Consider the following 16,674-nt stretch of genomic DNA (forward strand, 5'->3'; position numbering starts at 1 on the left):
TTTGGAGGTCAGCGGATGGATTCGGTGGACCAGGCTGAGTCACAAGCCTGGAGTCTCTGGGCCAAACTGGCCGCTCCAGCTTTACTGCGATGTCCTGTCCTCGGTATCAGCGCTGTGCTGGTCGTATCGACCCCGCTCGCCGCGGTGGCTCGTACTCTGCCGCGTTCCCAAGACTTCGCCTCGGCCGCGCCAACGCAGCGGCAGATGCGTGTCCTGCGTTCCTACGAGCGGTACATGGCCCGGATGAAGGCCCAGTCCGTCAAGGCGCGCGCGGCGGTGCGGTTCGCCTACCGGCAGGTCGGAAAGCCTTACCAGTGGGGCGGCGCCGGCCCGCGCACGTACGACTGCTCCGGCCTGGTGATGGCCGCCTGGCGCAAGGGCGGCCTACGGCTCCCGCACCGGGCCGACCTCCAGCACCGGATGATCCGCAGAAAGGTGGGCCTGAAGCACCTGCGTCCCGGTGACCTGGTGTTCTTCTCGGGCGACCATCACGTCGGCATCTACGTCGGACGTCGGCACTTCCTTCACGCGCCGCACACCGGTGCCCGGGTCCAGCGCGGGACGCTGTCCGGGTGGCGGCTGCGGGTCTTCGCCGGAGCGGCCCGGCCAGGGGCGCCGGCGTACCAGGCGTGGCCGCACTGGGTGCGTGCGCTCGCCAAGCAGCACGAGGCCGAGCGGCACCCGCACGCCGCACCGCACCGGCGGCACGACGACGCGCACACGGACGTCCCGGCCGGCCCGCAGGCGGAGACGCCCGCGCAGGCTCAGACGCCCATACCGGCGGAGACGCCCGCCACCGCACCGGACGGAATCCAGCAGGAGGTCCAGGGGCCCGAGGACGATCAGACCGGTCCGTACAACGAGGCCGGGCAGCCGTCCACCGCTCCGGTGACGCCGCCGCCGGCGAGCGACCGGGCCCAGGAGCCGGCCGGCCCCGCCGCGCACGCGCCGTCGACCGGCTCGAGGTTGCTGTCCGTTCCACTGCTCAGGATGTCGGCGCCACGTGGCGACCACCACCACGCCGACCCCGCGCCTCGACCCGCGCCCAAGCCGGGGGCGCACGCCGGCTCGCACGCAGGAGCGCGCACCGGCACGCGGCCGCACCGTCCGCCGGTCACCGTACGGCGTCAGAACGACGAGCAGCGGTTCGACCGCGACTTCGGCGACGGCGGTGACTACCGGGACGATGACGCCGGCGACACCGGCAATGACGGCATCGACCTGCGCTCACTTCTGGGGAACGCTCCCTGATCGAGGCCCGCCGACCGGAATGACGGCCGGGACCGGACATCCCCGATGGTGTGGAATGTTTCACATTCGTGGGGGAAGAGTCGAGGTCAAGCCGAAGGTCGGCGGGGGGCGGGAGATGGCCGATAGCGTTCGTTGTCCGGGGTCGCCGCGAAGGGCGCCCCGGACAACGGCCTGCCGTGACCTCCCGGCGCCGTCCGCCACGGCACCGTGCGCTGCGGCGTCGGAGGGCTCGGGAGAGTCGCCCCGGCAGGCCGGGGCCCGTACCGATCCGGCGGAGCGCGACCGCCCCGCCTTATGCACCTCGCGACTGCGTCCGGCGTTGCGGCACGCTCTCCGCCTGCTGCTCACCGTGTTCGGCCTGGTCCTGGCGTTCTTAGCGGTCGAGGCGCTGTCCCAGGCCGGCGCCGAGGCACGTGCCGAGACCCGCGCCTCGCACGCGAACAGCCGCACCCAGGGCGCGCTCCCCGGCCGGTCAGCGGCGACCCACCGCGCACCCGCCACCCCTACGGCGCGGCCCATCCGTACGCGAGAGGTCCCGCACCGCGTGGCCCGGCCGCGCATCGCGACCCGACGGCCGATCGGACCGTCCGGCCGGCGCCTGGCCGCCGCCTTGCCGTACGACCACGGAGGCCACGCCGGCCACCACCACGCGTGCGCGACGCGGGATCGGCGGACCGGCACGACGCCGACCCGACGGGCGAGTGTCCCCGTGGAACGCGCCGTCCCGCACAGCGTGCGGAGGGGGCCGTCCCCTCCCCGACTCGCCAGACCGGTCCGCCCGGTGACCAGGCCGTACCGGATCGGGTCGACCGGACCCGTCATGTCCACGCCGCGACCGCCCTCGCCGCAGGTCGGTGTGCCGCCGTCGGTCCCGGCCCCGGTCTCCGGCTGCGGAGACGGCGGCTGCGGGGGAGGCAAGACGTCCGGCGGCACCGGCGAGGTCCTGCGCGTCGACCGTCCTGCCTCCGGCCTCTGGACCACTACCCTTCCGACCTGGCGAAGGCCCGGCCGCCATATCCCCGACAAGCCACCCTTCTCTCCTGACTGACCACGAATCGGCCGGTGGGCAGCGGCGTGTCCCTGCCACCGGCAGCCCCGTTCGAGGACCGGCGCGCCAGGAGGGCGCGGCCGGTGACTTCCGATCGTCCGTCAAAGGGGGAACGACTCGTGATCCGTACTCTCGTCGCCGAGCATGTGCACCTGTTACGTATCGGTCTGGCCGCCTATCTCACCCAGGAGCCGGGGATCGAGGTCGTCGCCGAACTCGAGGAAGGTGACCGGCTCGTCTCGACCGCCGCCGAGGTGGCGCCCGAGGTCGCCGTCATCGATGTCGACCTGCCGCCGGAGGGAGGGGCCACCGTGGCCGGGATGCTGACGCGGACCGTGCCCGCGTGCGCCACGGTCATGCTGGTCGGCCGGGACGACCCGGGAGCTCTCGGCCGTGCCATGTCCGTCCGGCCGCTGGGCATGATCACCCGGGAGGCGCCGGTCGAACTGCTCACCTGGTGTGTACGCCGGGTCGCGTCCGGCCGTCGCGTGGTCGACCCGGACCTCGCGAGTATCGCCCGCGCCATCGACGAGAACCCGCTGACCCACCGTGAGCGGCAGATCCTGCGGATCGCCTCCGCAGGCGCCTCGACGGCGGAGATCGCCGCCGAACTGTCCGTCAGCGCCAAGACGGTGCGCAACCATCTGTCCCGCGCGTTCGTACGGATCGGCGCGCGCAACCGGATGGACGCCATCCGCATCGCGACCGAGCGCGAATGGCTGGGAGACACCTGACGGTCAGCGGGGAGTCTCCGACGTCGGGGTCGGGGCGGCGCCGAGCGTCTGCAGCAGGTCCGCGACGGGCTGGAGCTTCTCGTACAGCAGCAGGAGGGGTTCGCCGGGGGTGGTGAGGCCGAGGGCGATGCCGACGGCGTCCTTCAGGTCGCCGGCGGTGCGGATCCGCACGTCCGGCCGTTCCTGCGTGAGCCCGTCGATGATGAGCCTGGTCATCTCTCCGGCGCGCCGGCCCCGCAGGTCCTCGTCCTCGTACACGACGACGCGGTCGAAGGCCCGCGCGACCTCGCGCGCCGTCTCCATCACCAGGTCGTCGCACCGGTCGCCCGGCAGCGTCACGGTCGCCACGCCGTCGCGCCCCCAGACCCGTCGCACCAGCCCGCCCACTGCCGCGACCGCCGCGGGGTTGTGCGCGTAGTCCACGATGATCGGAGTCTCCTCCACGCGAAAGGAACAGCCGCGGCCCGGGTTGCACCGGTGCGGGTCGAACGTCTGCAGGCCACGGGCCACCAGGCTCATCGACACGCCGAGCGCGCGGGCGGCCGCGGCGGCGGCCAGCGCGTTGGCGACCATGTAGTCGGCCTTGCCGCCGAAGGACCCGGCGACGTCGCCGACCGGCAGCAGCGCACGGGTACGGCCGCTCTCGGCCTCGACCAGCCAGCCGTCCTCGACGAAGTACGCGACGCCCTCGGCGCGAAGGTGCCGGGAGACGACCTCGTTCGTCCCGGACTGAGCGAAGTAACGCACCACCGGCTTGCGCCGCCGTACGGCCGGGCGGTCGGCGAAGCCCGCGACACGCGGGTCGTCGGCGTTGAGCACGATGTGGCCGCCCGGCCGGATCTCCTCGGCGACCAGCGCCTTGATCTCGACCAAGTCCTCGACCGTGTCGATGTCGTCGACGCCGAGATGGTCGTCGGTGATGTTGGTGATGACCGCGACGTCGGCGCGGTCGTAGCCGAGCCCGCGGCGTACGATGCCGCCCCGCGCGGTCTCCAGCACGGCCGCCTCGACCGTGCGGTTGCCCAGCACCATCTGCGCCGACCGGGGACCCGACGCGTCGGCCTTGTAGATCAGCTCGTTGCCGACGTACACGCCCTCGGTCGTGCTCATGCCGACCTGGCGGCCGTCCTGGCCGAGCAGGTGCGCGACCATGCGCACGGTCGTGGTCTTGCCGTTGGTGCCGGTGACGGCGACCAGGGGGACGCGCGCGGTGGCCCCCGGCGGGTACATCTGGTCGATGATGTCGGCCGCGACGTCACGTGAACGGCCCTCGTACGGCGCGAGGTGCATGCGGAGTCCCGGCGAGGAGTTCACCTCGATCACGCCGACGCCGCTCGCCTCCGGCGGGAGCGGCGCGCCGATGTCGGGCAGCCGCAGGTCGATGCCGCACACGTCCAGGCCGACGGTCGCCGCCACCCGGCGGCACAGCCGGATGACGTCGGGGTGCATGCGATCGGTGACGTCCTTGCTGGTGCCGCCGGTGGACAGGTTCGCGTTGCGGCGCAGGGCGACGGTCTCGCCGTCGGCCGGCACATGGCCCGGACTCAGGCCACGGCCGGCGAGGTGGGCCAGCTCCGTGTCGCCGAGGGCCAGGCGGGTCAGGGGTCGGTCGTGTCCCTCGCCGCGCGCCGGGTCGGTGTTGGCGCGGGCGACCAGCTCGGCGATGGTGGACCGGCCGTCGCCCGTCACACGCGCCGGGCTCAGCTCGGCGGCGGCCACGACCTGCTCGCCGACCACGAGCACGCGGTGGTCGCGGCCCGGCACGTAGCTCTCGACGAGCACCTCCTCGCACACGGTCGCGGCCGCGCGGAAGGCGGCACTCACCTCCGCCGGGTCGGACAGCTCGATCGAGACCATCTCGCCGTGGTGGCCGGACAGCGGCTTGACCACGACCGGGCCGCCGATCTCCGTCAGGACCGCCACGGCCTCCTCGGCGGAGGTCACGATGCATCCGCTGGGCACGGGCAGCCCCGCCTCCTCCAGGAGGCGCTTGGTCAGCATCTTGTCCGCCGCCGTCTCCATTCCCACCGCCGACGTGCGGTCGGTCATGGCCGCCCACACCATCCGGCGGTACCGCCCGTGCCCGAGCTGGAGGAGGTTCAGGTGGCCCATCCGGCGTACCGGGATGCCACGGCGGCGCGCCGCCTCGGCGAGGGCCGCGGTGCTGACGCCCAGCCGGGTCTGCCCGTACGCGGAGGCGAGGGCGGTCACCTCCGGGCCGAGGACCGCTGTGCCGCCCGCCAGCAGTTCGGTGACGGTGCGCATGGCGAGCCGCAGCAGCCGCTCCACGATCGGGTCCTCGGGCGGCTCGTCGCGCGGACACTCGAGGATGACGTCGTAGCGCCCGGGCGCGCCCGCCCAGACCGTACGGCCGAAGAAGACCTCCCGGCCGATCATCGACGACAGCTCCAGCGTCACGTGCTCGGTGACGTGCCCGAAGTAGGTGCCGCGGGCCATCGCCTCCAGCAGGCCGCCCGGCCGTCCGGCCGAACAGTGGTGCTGGGTGAGGCCCGGCAGCAACGGCACCAGCCGGTCGGCGAAGCCGGGGAAGTCCGTGGTCTCTCGTCCGGTGAGCTCCTCGAGCTCCAGGCGGGCGATCGCCACCGGCCGCGAGACGTAGAGATTGGGACCGCCGAGCCAGCGCAGATGGTCCAGGTGCACGGCTTACTCCTCTTCTTCCCGTGTTGGGCCGAACCACGGTTTGCGCTGCTCCAGGTCGAAACAGCAGCCGGCCGGAAGGAGATGCAGACGAACGTCGAACAGCGCCATCGGGTCGTTCGCGGCATGGTCCTGCGCGACGGTGGCCCGATCGGCGTCCACGACGGTGACCACGCCGCGGCCGATCACCTCGAAACGATCGCCGTCGACGACGATCGCGGTGTCCTCGTCGATGCCGACGCCGAGGTAACGCACGTCGAGGGCGATGCCGCTGAGCAGCCGTGGCAGCCGGCCGCGTTCGGCGAAATGCATGTCGATCAGGACGTTGCCGAGCAGGTCGAGCCCCGGTCCGATGCGTACCGACGACGTCGTGACCGTCCCTCCGTCACCGCCGAGGATCATCCAGCGGCCCAGCGCGGTGGCGCCCGCGCTGGTGCCGGCGATCACGAGGCCGTCCTCGTGGAGCCGGCGGTGGAGGAGGACGTTGGTCTTGGAACCGACGAGCATGCTGAGCCGTGACTGGTCGCCCCCGCTGATCAGCACGCCGGTCGCCTGCTCCAGCATGGTGAGCGAGGCGGGGTCGTCGGCGGTCGTGCGCCCGATGAGCCGCAGCTCCGTCACGGACGGGACCCCGAGGCGGCGGAAGACCGTGGTGTACTCGGCGGTGACCTGCTCGGGGACGCCGGTGGCCGTGGTCACCACGACGATGCGTGAGCGACGTGCGCCGGAGAGGCTGACGAACTCCTTGAGCGGTCCGGTGCCGCAGGTGCGGTTCTCCCTGCCGCCGATGACCAGGAGCCGGCCGCTGCCGACGCTCCCCCCCGTTATGTCGGTCACGACAGCTAGCTACCCTCTTGTCACAGCAAGTAGTCGCCGGCTGTGACACCGGGCATGGTGCGGTTTTCTTGGCCAATTGTCGGCCGAAGCGGGTGATTCTCTGGGGGGTATGGTCCGGCTTCGTGCGGTGCGGGGAAGCCTTTTGAGATACCGGCTGGTATTTCAGTTTGCGCTATCCATGAGGCGACGGTCCCCTTACTTGAACGATGTCAGTGAACCAACGCTCCGCTCCGTGCGTCTAAGGGACGCGTGATTCCTGAGATCATGGAGGTGGCCGCAGGGACCTAAGGGGAAAAGGCGGCGTGGTAACCCTCTGAGAGGCACACTCACTCCGAAGTGGAGCGAATGGGGGCGGACGGCCCAGTTCGTTTTGGAGGTGCCCATGTCGTGCACGAACGGTTTCGGCAACGTTCGTCTTATGTACCGTCTGGTCCTGGCGGTCGATGTCGAGAAGTACAGCGCGCGTGACGCGCGAGAACAGCTACGGGCGCAGGAGGAGCTGAAACGCATCCTCAATGTCGCCGCCGAGAACGCCGGGCTCGACCGGCGCCACTGGTACGAGCAGGTGAGCGGCGACGGTGAGCTGGTGGTCCTGCCCGAGGACGTGGACGTCTCCGCCGTCGTCGGGGACTTCACTCGCCAGCTCGAAACGGTCCTCGGCGAGGTCAACCGCAAGGTCGTGGGCGGAAGGCGCCTGCGGCTGCGGGTCGCGATACACCACGGCACTCTGACGCCCGGCCCGTTCGGCCCCGCGGGCGACGCGCCGATCGTGGTCAGCCGGCTCCTCGACGCCAAGCCGCTGCGCCGGCTCCTGGCCGACCAGCAGGACCGCGACCTCGCCCTCATCGTCTCGCAGAGCCTCTACCAGGACGTTGTCCGCACCGGGTTCTGCTCGCTCGACCCCGAGGAGTTCCAGCCCGTACGCGTGAACGCCAAGGGTGTCCAGTACCACGGCTTCGTCCGGCGTCCCGACCAGGTACGAGTGGCTCCGGCGACGGCGCTGCGATCGGTCAGCGGAGGCGGCGCGGAGCTCGTCGCCCTGCCCGGCGGTCGCGCCTGACCCGTCCACGTCATCCCCCGCGCGGCCTCCGCTCACCGGTTCCTCCACGTCCCCGGTCGGTCGCCGCCCGCGCGCCGTCGCGGCCCGGGCGGCCGCCGGCCGTTTCTTGAATGATCGCACTCATGGGCGAGATGACCTGGAACGGATTCTTGTGGGGATTTTCTAATTGGGCGGTGACTGGTGATTTGAGGTGAATGTCGGTGCGCCAGGGACGTCACGTACCTGTCCGGTGGCGGCGTTCCCGGACGTCGGCGCTCACCCGGCGAGGCCGCCGGGCATCTGACGAACCGGCGTGACGGTCGCCGGCCGTCACTGTGAGCCACCTTCCCTCCGTCCGATTGACGATCGGCGATCTTCACCGGCAAGGTTCCGGAGTGCACGACCGCCGCCTTGGAAGAGCGAGAGAAGCTGACCCAGGACCCCCGGGCCCGGCCGGACGAGTGGCCGTCCCCTCCGCCTGTGTTCCCCGCGCGCGGTAACGGGCGCCGGAGTCCGGGCGAGGCGTGGGTGTTCGCCCGGACCGCCGGCGCGGGCGGGCTCGGTCACACCGGCTGGGCGTTCAAGATGCCCGGGGACGACACCTACATGTTCGGCGCCACCGAGTCCGTGCCCGTGGACCGGCGCCAGAACGGCAGCCGCGGCAGGGCCGTGATCCGCCGGGGCAGGGAGAACGGCACCTGGGTCCTGACCGGAACCCGCGACCAGATGCTGCGGACCTTCCGGAACCCGGCCGCCGACCCGGAGGTCGCCGCGACCACGCCCTGGGCCAAGCCGTACGACAAGTACCGGTGCCAGTCGACCACCGTCGCGATCGCCGCCGCGGCCACGATCGCCGTCGCCGCGAGCAGGAACGCCGGCTACCTCCTCGTCTTCAACAACTGCCTCGGCAACACGATCAAGATCCTGCGCGCCTACGGCGCGATCCGGCTCCCCGCGGCGACGTACCTTCGCGCCCTGCCGAACAACTGGTTCAACGGCCTGACCGACCCCTGGGGCCCGATCCAGGACCTGGGCCGCACCGACGGCCGGCCGGCCGCCCTCCCGAACCCCGCCGCCCCCATCTAGTCGCCGAGCGGCGCACCACCGCGTCCAAGGAGCGGCCCCAGTCGCATCGCCACCCTGGCCGGGCGGCGCATTCGGCGCTACGCGGGACCGGGAACCTCCAGGCGGGACTCCGGCACCTCGCCGATGTTGTAGTACAGCTGGTTGCGATCGGCCGGATAGACCGTGACGGTGAACCGCATCGGCTCGCCGGTCGTGGCGTACACGGTGCGGGAGAGTTCGATCAGGCTGACGCTCGCGTTGTCCGGTAGGCCGAAGAACACCGACTCCTGCTGGTCGGGCGGGCGCGCGGCGATGAGGTCCTGGTAGCCCGCCTGCGTGAGCCCCAGCGAGCTCTGAAGGTACTTGACCACCCCCTCCTCGACATCGGCGGCGTCGACGAGGCGTTCGGCGCCCCGGGTGACGAACGCCATGGGATAGAACGACGTCTGCAGCGACCACGGGTCGTCGTCGATGAAGCGCTGCTGATAGCGGGTGACCACCCGTGTGCCCTCGTCGAGCTGGAGCTGGCGGGCGACGAGGCCGGCGGCCTTGCGGATCTCCACGCGCGGGTCGGAGGTGCTCGGCCGGCGGTTCTGGACGCGGGCGCTCGCGACGTACGCGCCGCCCTCGTCGTCGTCGCCGTTCCCGAAGCCGTGCCGCGGGGACAGTTCGACGGCGAACGGAGTGATCTTCCGGGACACGAAGGTGCCGCGGCCCGGCTGGGCGAGGACGAGCTGCCGCTGGGTCAGCCACTTGATCGCGTCGCGCACGGTGTTGCGCGACGCGTCGTACTCGACCTGCAGCTCCAGCTCGGTCGGGAGCTGCGAGCCCCGGGGGATCTCGCCGCTGTCGATCTTCTTGATCAGGTCGTCGGCGATCGTGCGCCACTTGGACCCTGCCATCATCACTCCTCGAACCGCCCGGCCACCTCATATTGGCCAGACGGATCAACCCGGTCAAACACGGTTAATGATTCCGTTTAGGGGTATTGACGGAATGGTTGGGATGATTCCATCCTACCAATGTTGATCACGTCGTAAGGGCGATACGGCAGAGTCGCCAGGTCGCCACCGGCCCGCGGTGTTCCGCCGGGCCCGTCAGGGGGCGGATGGCAAAACCCGCACCTCGGTGCGGTGCGAGCGAGAGGGAAAGCTCGTGCACTGGTTCGACTCGGCAAGTATGGTCCTGCTCGTCGTCGCGGTCGCCGTTTTCGGCACGACCGTCAACCTGCTCTGGGGCTTCATCAGGTCCAGCAGCCGCGACCCGCTGACCCCGTACGCCCCGGACGAGCGTTCGGCGCGCGCCCGGCGGTGGGCCGGGGTCTACGTCCGGCGGCCGCAGCCGCAGGACGCCCCGCTGGACCGGAACGCCGCGTAGGCGTTCCCGGACCCGTCTCTCCCTGCCCCTCACGTCCTCGTCGTGAGGGGCAGGCCGTTGCCCGGCGCGGAGCGGTGACGCCCGCTCGCCGAGAGGAGGACCGATCTCGATGGAAACCCCTCGCGCCCGCGCGTCCGGCCTCGTCCGGTCCGCCTCGTACGCCCGTGTCGCCGCCGCGGCGGGCATGGGCAGGGCGATGGGCCGCCTGTCCGCCCGGGTGCTGCGCCCGCGCCCGTACGCCCCGGAGGGAGCGCTGCAGTGCGCGGTCGTGGCGTTCGACATCGCCGGTTTCGGCGACCGGCGGCGCGACGACGAGGTGCAGCTCTACGTACGGGCCGGGCTGTACCGCATCCTCGAGGAGGCGTTCGAGGACACCGGGGTGCCGTGGCGTGGGTGTCACCGGGAGGACCGGGGTGACGGCGTCCTCATCGTCGTGCCCGCGCTGGTCGCCACCGAGCTGCTCATCTCGCCGCTCACCGAGCGCGTACGCGCGGGGCTGCGCCGGCACAACAAGCTCTCCAGCGAACCCGCGCAGATCCGGCTGCGGATGGCACTGCACGCCGGCCACGTCCACTTCGACCCGTACGGGGTGGCCGGGCGGACGCTGGTGCACGCGTTCCGGCTGCTGGAGGCGCCCGCGTTCAAGACCGCCTTCGCCGCCACGGGCCGCGAGCTCGGCTGTGTGGTCTCCGACCGGCTGTACGACGACGTGATCCGGCACGGGCCGGGACTGATCGACCCGGACCTCTACGACGCGATCAGCGTGTCGGTGAAGGAGACCGAGACCCGCGCGTGGGTGCACTTCCCGCCCGGAGCGGTCCGGTCGGCGCTGAACGCCTGGCCGCACGTCGTGGCAGGCGCCTGATCACAGGACGGAGATGTCCCACGCGATCGAGACCGGCACCACCTGGCCCGTACCGCCGCTCACCGTGATGGTGGCCGTGCCCGGCAGGGTGATCAGCCCCCGGTTGAGCGTCACCTCGATCTCCACCCGGCCGTGATCGTCGATGGTCCCGCCGGACTGCGCGAGCGTCACCTGGGGCGAGGAGGCCGCGGCGGTCCAGTTGACCGGACCGCCTCGGGCGCTGATCACCAGCGCGGCCATCGTGGCGTGGTTGCGGAAGCGGATCGAGGAGGGGCTGACCACCAGCGCGCCGGGCCTGTGCCCCGGCGATGACGTCGTGGGCGAGGGGGTCGGTGTCGGGGAGTTCATCGACTGCGGTTCGGTGGTCGGCCGCTGGTCGTCGCCGGCGCCCGGTGCACCGGCCTGCGCCGACCGGCGGGGGTGCGGCGCGGGGGACGTGGAGGTGTGCGGCTTGCCCCCGGGCCACTGGATGTCGGGCACCGGCAGGCTCGGGTTCATCACCAGGAGCACGACGAACGCCGTGGCCAGCGCGGAGAACAGGCCCACGCTGGTGAACGCCCACCGGCGCGCCAGGGGCGAGGGCGCGTCCGGCTGGCGCGGCATGCCCTCCGGCGTCAGCGCCCCGCCGCGTGCGGCGATCTCGGCGCGGTATCCGGCCAGTTCGGGATCGGTGCCGGTGTGCTGGACGCGGTGCCGCAGGGCCGCGGGCACCACGGGCGCGGTCGCGCCGAGCAGGTACTCCTCGGCGTCCGGCACCCGTTGCTGCGCGCGGTTCAGCCGTGCCTCCGCGCGGCGGAGCGTGACGCCGACGGTCATGGCGAGGTCCTCGCCGGTCAGGTCGTGCCGCAGCGCCAGGAACAGCGCCTCACGGTGGAGGAAGTCCAGGCTCTTGAGGGGGTCGTCCTCGGCGGGTTCGAGCTGGAGCTTGCGCTGCATGCAGCGCCGCCGCGCCGCCGCGTACAGCCAGGGACGGAGCCGGGCCCGGTCACGCAGCCGCGGCGCGCGGCGCGCCGCGTCGATGAAGGCGTCGTGGACGACGTCGGCGGCGGCCCGCCGGTCGTCCAGCAGTGCCATGCAGTAGTCGTACAGGCGCTCGGCGTACACGTCGTACAGCGTGGCGATCACATCGTCGTCCCCGTCGTGCAGTCCCTTGACGAGACGACGATCGGCGTCGGGGGCGAAGCGGGACCACCTTGCCATGTACGTGCTCCACGATTCAGGTTGCCTAAACCCTAGGGGAAGAAAGCAAGCTCACCGTAAAAAGCGCAAATAGTGCAACTTGCCCTTTGGTGCGATGTTTGATGGCACCGTGCTTCGGGTGGCGGTAAACGACGATGCCCCGTACGGGGAGCGCACGGGGCATCGTTGGCTGCGGCCGTTATAGAACCTTCGCCGTACGGTGACGGTCAGGTGGTCTCTCAGCCGAAGACGCGGGCCCGTGTCGAGACCGCCAGGGCGGAGTCGTCGGAGAAGATCCCGTCCACGCCGAGCCGGTAGAAGTCGGCGAGGTACCGCGAGGCGTCGCCCTCGGCCCGCGGGAAGTTCGGCGAGCCGGAGTCGCCCTGCCGGTACTCCACCGGCAGGAAGTAGTTCTCCGGCCGCACCGTCCACGGATGCACGGCGAGCCCGGCGCGGTGGGCGTCACGGACCAGCGTCGTGGGCGGGAGCGCGTGGTTGCCCGAGTCCACGGGGATGATCCGGGTGAGCCCCGGCCCGATGCCGTACGCGTACGAGGCGACGTCCTTCAGCCCGGCCGGCTTGACCAGATCGTCGTACGTGCGCGGGTCGTGGTTCGCCACGAAGTCGTACGGCGCGCCCTGCGTGTCGATGAGCTGGATCAGCCGGATGCTCGTCTTCTTGCTGAGCGCCCGCAGGTTCGAGGTCTCGAAGGACTGGATGAACACCTTGTCGTTCCGGCCCTTGAAGCCGTACTTGGCGAGATCCTTGAGCAGCTCGTCCTCCAGCGGCAGCCCGATGCCGCGGAAGTACGTCGGGTGCTTGGTCTCGGGGTAGACACCGACGTGGTGGTCCTTGGCGATCTGCAGGACCTCGTCCAGGCCGGCGATCCGGTCGACCCCGTCGAACGCGCTGCTGCCCGCACGCAGATCCGGCAGCCGCTCCTTGAGCCGCAGCGTCTCCAACTGGGCGAAGGTGAAATCCTCGGTGAACCAGTCGGTGTGCTGGACCCCGTCGATCGTCTTGGTCTTCTTGAGACTCGCGAACTCGGGATGCTTCGCCACATCCGTCGTGTCGTTCAGCCAGTTGTCGTGCCGCGCGACCAGGACATGATCCTTGGTGGTCACGACGTCCGGCTCGATGTAGTCGGCGCCCATCTCGATGGCGAGCAGGTAGGCACTCCGCGACTCCTCGGGCCGGTACTCACTGGCCCCGCGGTGCGCGATCACGATCGGCTTCTGCCTACCGAGCGTGCTGAGCGCGCTCTTCCGCGCCGGCGCCGAGGAAGCCCCACTGGAGCCACCGAACGCCGCGTACGCGGACCCCACGGTGACGAGGGCCAGCCCACCGGCCAGCAAGCGTCGGGACAGTGACATGAGCGACCTCCTGGTTCGGAACGTGCGGAGGTTACGACGGCCTCGTGACGAATGGGAGACCTGATCCTGAAGGGGACAGGGTCCGGAACCGGCCAGCCCCGGCCACGCCGTCACCGACCTGGGCCGTCGCGGTTGTCCACAGGAGGGGCTCGCCTGTGGACAAAGGTTGGGGAACGAGCGGGATGACGCGGTCTGGAGTACCGATTCGCGCGTCGCCGTGGAGTGCCGGTACACTCGTCGGGCAGCTAGCAGCCGTAGCTCAACGGATAGAGCATCTGACTACGGATCAGAAGGTTGGGGGTTCGAATCCCTCCGGCTGCGCCCAGGTCAAAGGCCCCTCGCGATCACGCGGGGGGCCTTTTGACGACAACGGTGACGACAACGTCCCGCTACGACTCCTCATCGCCCAGGACGCCGTCCATGCGGTCGACCGCCGAACGGAGCACGTCGAGCCGGACGTGTGTGTAGATGTTCATCGTGACGGCAATGGCGCTGTGCCCGAGCAGTTCCATGATGGTCCGTCCGTCGACGCCCTGGGCGAGGAGCAGCGTCGCGCAGGTGTGCCGCAGATCGTGTAGCCGGACGCGTCGGATGCCGGCGGCGTCGCACAGCGCGTTGAAGTGCCGGTTGAGGTTCCGCGGTTCGATCGGTGTGCCGATCGCCGTGGTGAAGACGAGCCCGGATTCGGTCCACCGCTCCCCTGCGGCGTCTTCCTCCGTCTCCTGGCGGCTCTTGTGTTCCTTGAGCGCGGTCACGAGGGTTTTCGGCAGTGCGATGACCCGGCGTGACCGCGCGGTCTTCGGTGGCAGGAAGACCAGGCCGTCCTTGGTGCGTTGGAGCGTCTGCCGGACCTGGAGAACGCCGTCGGCGAGGTCGACGTCCTCCCAGCGCAGGCCGAGCGCCTCCCCGCGCCGCAGGCCTACGCCGAGTGCGACGGCGTACAGGGCGTACAGGCGATCATCTCGTGCGGTCTTGAGCAGGCGCTTGGCCTCGTCAAGCGACAGCGGTTCGATCTCCTTGCGTTCGCCGGCCGATACCCGGACCTTCTTCGCGACGTTCTGGAACAGTCCTTCTTCACGGACGGCGTGCTGGAGCGCCGACCGCAGGATCGCGTGCAGGTACTGCACCGAACGCTGCGACGGGTACTCCTTGCAGCATCGCCCGAGAGCACAGCAGCGCTGCTGTTTGGCCGGGTCTCTGTGCTGCTTGGGCCGCTTGGCATCCTTTCCCTGGGCGCAGCACTGACAGGTGACGCGTACCTGGTTGAGCCAGGTCCGTACGTCCCGGGGCTGGAGCTTGTCGAGCTTCTTCTTGCCGAGGCCCGGTGCGATGTACAGGCGGACGCTCAGTTCGTAGCTCCGGAACGTCGCCGGCCGCAGCGACGGGCGGGCGACCTCGTCGAGCCAGTACGTCAGGTATTCGGCGACCGTCTGGCTCTTCGCTGCGACCGGAATGTTCTGCTGCGCGTTGGCTTTTAGCTCGACATATTTCGCGTGGCATTCTTCGCGGGTGCGGCCGTAGACGCTGACCCGTTTCACGGTGCCTGCCGTGGTCGGCATGAACACCTTGGCCTCGTAACGACCATCCTTGCGCTGGACGATCGTGCCTTCACCGTTGGCCCGCTTGCGGCCACGGGGCTTACGCCCCTCCGGCTCCTCCGGCGTTGCGATTGCGGTCTTGGTCATCAGACGGCCACCTCCATCAGCCGGTCGAGGCATTCGGTTATCGCGGCGGCCGTGATGAGACGGCGGCGGCCGATCTTGACGGTTCGAAGTTGGTTGGAACGGATGAGGTTGTAGACGGTCCAGCGGCTGACGCGCAGGCGTTCGGCGGCCTCGTCGACGGTGAGCACGGCGGGTTCGCTCATGCGACCCTCCCGGCGCTGCCGGGGTCAGGTGGCGGTGTTCCGGTGAGTGCGGCGGCGAGGAGTGCGTCACCGGGGGAGAGGCCACGTCCGGCGTAGGCCCAGTGCGAGACGACGAGGACGGTGTCTTCGTCGAAGTACGGCAGGCGTCCTGTGGTGGTCTCGACGCGGGCGTGTTCGGCACGTTCGGCACGCAGGGCACCGAGCGTTGTCGAGTAGCGGCGGGATCGCGTGGAGAAGTGGCCGCGGAATCCGAGCATGTGCGCCCACTGGACGAGCCGCAGGTCGGCCAGGTGGTCCATGACGCCGAGCCGGAGGCATTCGGCGATCAGGCGTCGTGCGTGTTCGCGGATCGGTAGGGCGTCGAGGTCGTCGAGGAGGTTGATCCGACGGTCGAGGGTGCCGACGCACTCGGCGGCCTTGGTGGCGTACTTGGCGACGTAGCCGGCGACGGCTTGGTCGGTCAGGTCACCCTCGGTGGTGATGGGCCGGATGTCGACCTGTTCGCCCCAGCGCAACACCCGTTCGGGTTCCCCGCCCCCAGCGGGAATCGTGACGCTGACCGCGCCGACGGCATGGCGGACGGCGTCGGTCAGCAGTTCCGCGGTTGCCCATGCCGGTGGTGTGGTGTCCGGTCCGTCTGGGCCGTCGAGACGGATTATGGCGTGGAAGTGGACGACGCCCCTTCGCTGATATTCGGCGACCTTGGCGAAGGAGACCCGGAGCTGTTCGCGCAACCCGCACAGGGTCAGGCCACCGAGTTTGGCGAGGCGTCGGCGTAGGGCGTCGGTGAACCGGCGCCACAGTTCGGGTGCGGCGGAGTTGAACAGGACGCTGGCGGCGTAGTCGTAGCACTCGCCGCACAGTGGCTCGCCGAGCCGGGGATCGTCGGCGGCGTGCCGGGCGGTGCAGGAGATCGGCGTGCCGTGCGGACAGACCGATGCGCCGCGCCGAGCGTGGCAGGGCAAGACCCGGCCGTTGCGTTCACACCGGGTATGGACCGACCCGAACGACGGGGCGGTCAAGGTGACGAACAGGCACGGGTGCGCGCTCACCGCCTCGGGTACGCCCTTGCCGCCGACCAGTCCCGCGCGGATGAGGTGGTAGGTGTCGGCGCGGTAGACCTCGGCGCAGGACGGGCAGCGAGAGGCCCGCCGAGTCCGGCAGGCGACCCGCAGGACGCCACCGGGCTCGCGGTGCGTGGAGTATCGGTGCAGGACCTGGCCGGTGGCGGGGTCGAGGTGTTCGACGTGGCCACGGATTTGGATCGGCTGTCGGCAGCCGCCCGTCTGTCTGATCTGGGTGGCCCATCGGGCGTATTCCGGATCGTGCAGGCGGGTGATCATGCCCGCGATCGCGTGCGGATCGGTGGTGAATGTGGGCA

The 16,674-nt window shown here is 70.6% G+C and carries 15 protein-coding genes and 1 tRNA gene; 8 read left to right on the top strand and 8 right to left on the bottom strand.

Going from position 1 to position 16,674, the window contains the following annotated elements:
- Positions 1-204 precede the first annotated feature (204 nt).
- The 3 genes from QSK37_RS33450 to QSK37_RS33460 all read left to right on the top strand — a co-directional run bounded on the left by QSK37_RS33450 (position 205) and on the right by QSK37_RS33460 (position 3,033).
- Entirely contained in the window at positions 205-1,251 is a 1,047-nt protein-coding gene (locus QSK37_RS33450) for a C40 family peptidase (protein ID WP_285629299.1), read from the top strand.
- 319 nt (positions 1,252-1,570) lie between these two features.
- Positions 1,571-2,299 (top strand): hypothetical protein, encoded by a 729-nt coding sequence (locus QSK37_RS33455; protein ID WP_285629301.1) that lies wholly within the window; start codon positions 1,571-1,573, stop codon positions 2,297-2,299.
- Between the two features lie 119 nt (positions 2,300-2,418).
- Entirely contained in the window at positions 2,419-3,033 is a 615-nt protein-coding gene (locus QSK37_RS33460; protein WP_285629303.1) for a response regulator transcription factor, read from the top strand.
- A 3-nt stretch (positions 3,034-3,036) separates the two neighbouring features.
- On the opposite strand, the gene cphA is transcribed toward QSK37_RS33460, so the two are convergent.
- Entirely contained in the window at positions 3,037-5,694 is a 2,658-nt protein-coding gene (cphA, locus tag QSK37_RS33465) for a cyanophycin synthetase (protein ID WP_285629305.1), read from the bottom strand.
- 3 nt (positions 5,695-5,697) lie between these two features.
- Positions 5,698-6,528 (bottom strand): cyanophycinase, encoded by an 831-nt coding sequence (locus QSK37_RS33470; protein WP_285629307.1) that lies wholly within the window; start codon positions 6,526-6,528, stop codon positions 5,698-5,700.
- A 418-nt stretch (positions 6,529-6,946) separates the two neighbouring features.
- Between QSK37_RS33470 and QSK37_RS33475 the strand changes: the two genes are divergently transcribed.
- A complete protein-coding gene (locus QSK37_RS33475; protein WP_285629309.1) occupies positions 6,947-7,588 on the top strand; it encodes a hypothetical protein in 642 nt (213 codons plus the stop codon).
- Between the two features lie 390 nt (positions 7,589-7,978).
- Positions 7,979-8,653, top strand: coding sequence for a hypothetical protein (locus QSK37_RS33480; protein ID WP_285629311.1), 675 nt, complete (start codon positions 7,979-7,981; stop codon positions 8,651-8,653).
- Positions 8,654-8,730: 77 nt separating this feature from the next.
- On the opposite strand, the gene QSK37_RS33485 is transcribed toward QSK37_RS33480, so the two are convergent.
- A complete protein-coding gene (locus tag QSK37_RS33485; protein ID WP_285629313.1) occupies positions 8,731-9,534 on the bottom strand; it encodes a GntR family transcriptional regulator in 804 nt (267 codons plus the stop codon).
- Between the two features lie 253 nt (positions 9,535-9,787).
- On the opposite strand from QSK37_RS33485, the gene QSK37_RS33490 reads away from it, so the two are divergent.
- The gene (locus QSK37_RS33490) at positions 9,788-10,009 is read left to right on the top strand and encodes a hypothetical protein (RefSeq protein WP_285629315.1); all 222 of its coding nucleotides are present in this window, start codon (positions 9,788-9,790) and stop codon (positions 10,007-10,009) included.
- 109 nt (positions 10,010-10,118) lie between these two features.
- Positions 10,119-10,874 carry a hypothetical protein gene (locus QSK37_RS33495; protein ID WP_285629317.1) on the top strand — a complete coding sequence of 252 codons (756 nt, stop codon included), beginning with the start codon at positions 10,119-10,121 and terminating at the stop codon, positions 10,872-10,874.
- Here the strand turns inward: QSK37_RS33495 and QSK37_RS33500 are convergent, their stop codons facing one another.
- Entirely contained in the window at positions 10,875-12,074 is a 1,200-nt protein-coding gene (locus tag QSK37_RS33500; RefSeq protein WP_285629320.1) for a sigma factor, read from the bottom strand.
- Between the two features lie 218 nt (positions 12,075-12,292).
- Positions 12,293-13,426: a glycerophosphodiester phosphodiesterase gene (locus QSK37_RS33505; protein WP_285629322.1), complete on the bottom strand. Its 1,134-nt coding sequence runs from the start codon at positions 13,424-13,426 to the stop codon at positions 12,293-12,295.
- Positions 13,427-13,674: 248 nt separating this feature from the next.
- Here QSK37_RS33505 and QSK37_RS33510 point away from each other — a divergent pair.
- A tRNA-Arg gene (locus QSK37_RS33510) sits at positions 13,675-13,747 on the top strand.
- Positions 13,748-13,815: 68 nt separating this feature from the next.
- Here QSK37_RS33510 and QSK37_RS33515 read toward each other — a convergent pair.
- Genes QSK37_RS33515 through QSK37_RS33525 form a run of 3 tightly spaced genes read right to left on the bottom strand, consistent with a single transcriptional unit; the run spans position 13,816 to position 16,636 of the window.
- Entirely contained in the window at positions 13,816-15,111 is a 1,296-nt protein-coding gene (locus QSK37_RS33515; protein WP_285629323.1) for a tyrosine-type recombinase/integrase, read from the bottom strand.
- Positions 15,111-15,293 carry a helix-turn-helix domain-containing protein gene (locus tag QSK37_RS33520; RefSeq protein ID WP_285629328.1) on the bottom strand — a complete coding sequence of 61 codons (183 nt, stop codon included), beginning with the start codon at positions 15,291-15,293 and terminating at the stop codon, positions 15,111-15,113. The genes QSK37_RS33515 and QSK37_RS33520 overlap by 1 nt, the downstream gene beginning before the upstream one ends.
- Complete coding sequence (locus QSK37_RS33525; protein ID WP_432705629.1) at positions 15,290-16,636, bottom strand: replication initiator; 1,347 nt, start codon at positions 16,634-16,636, stop codon at positions 15,290-15,292. The genes QSK37_RS33520 and QSK37_RS33525 overlap by 4 nt, the downstream gene beginning before the upstream one ends.
- Between the last annotated feature and the right edge of the window lie 38 nt (positions 16,637-16,674).

The organism is Actinoallomurus iriomotensis, assembly GCF_030269445.1.
GTDB classification, from domain to species: domain Bacteria; phylum Actinomycetota; class Actinomycetes; order Streptosporangiales; family Streptosporangiaceae; genus Actinoallomurus; species Actinoallomurus iriomotensis.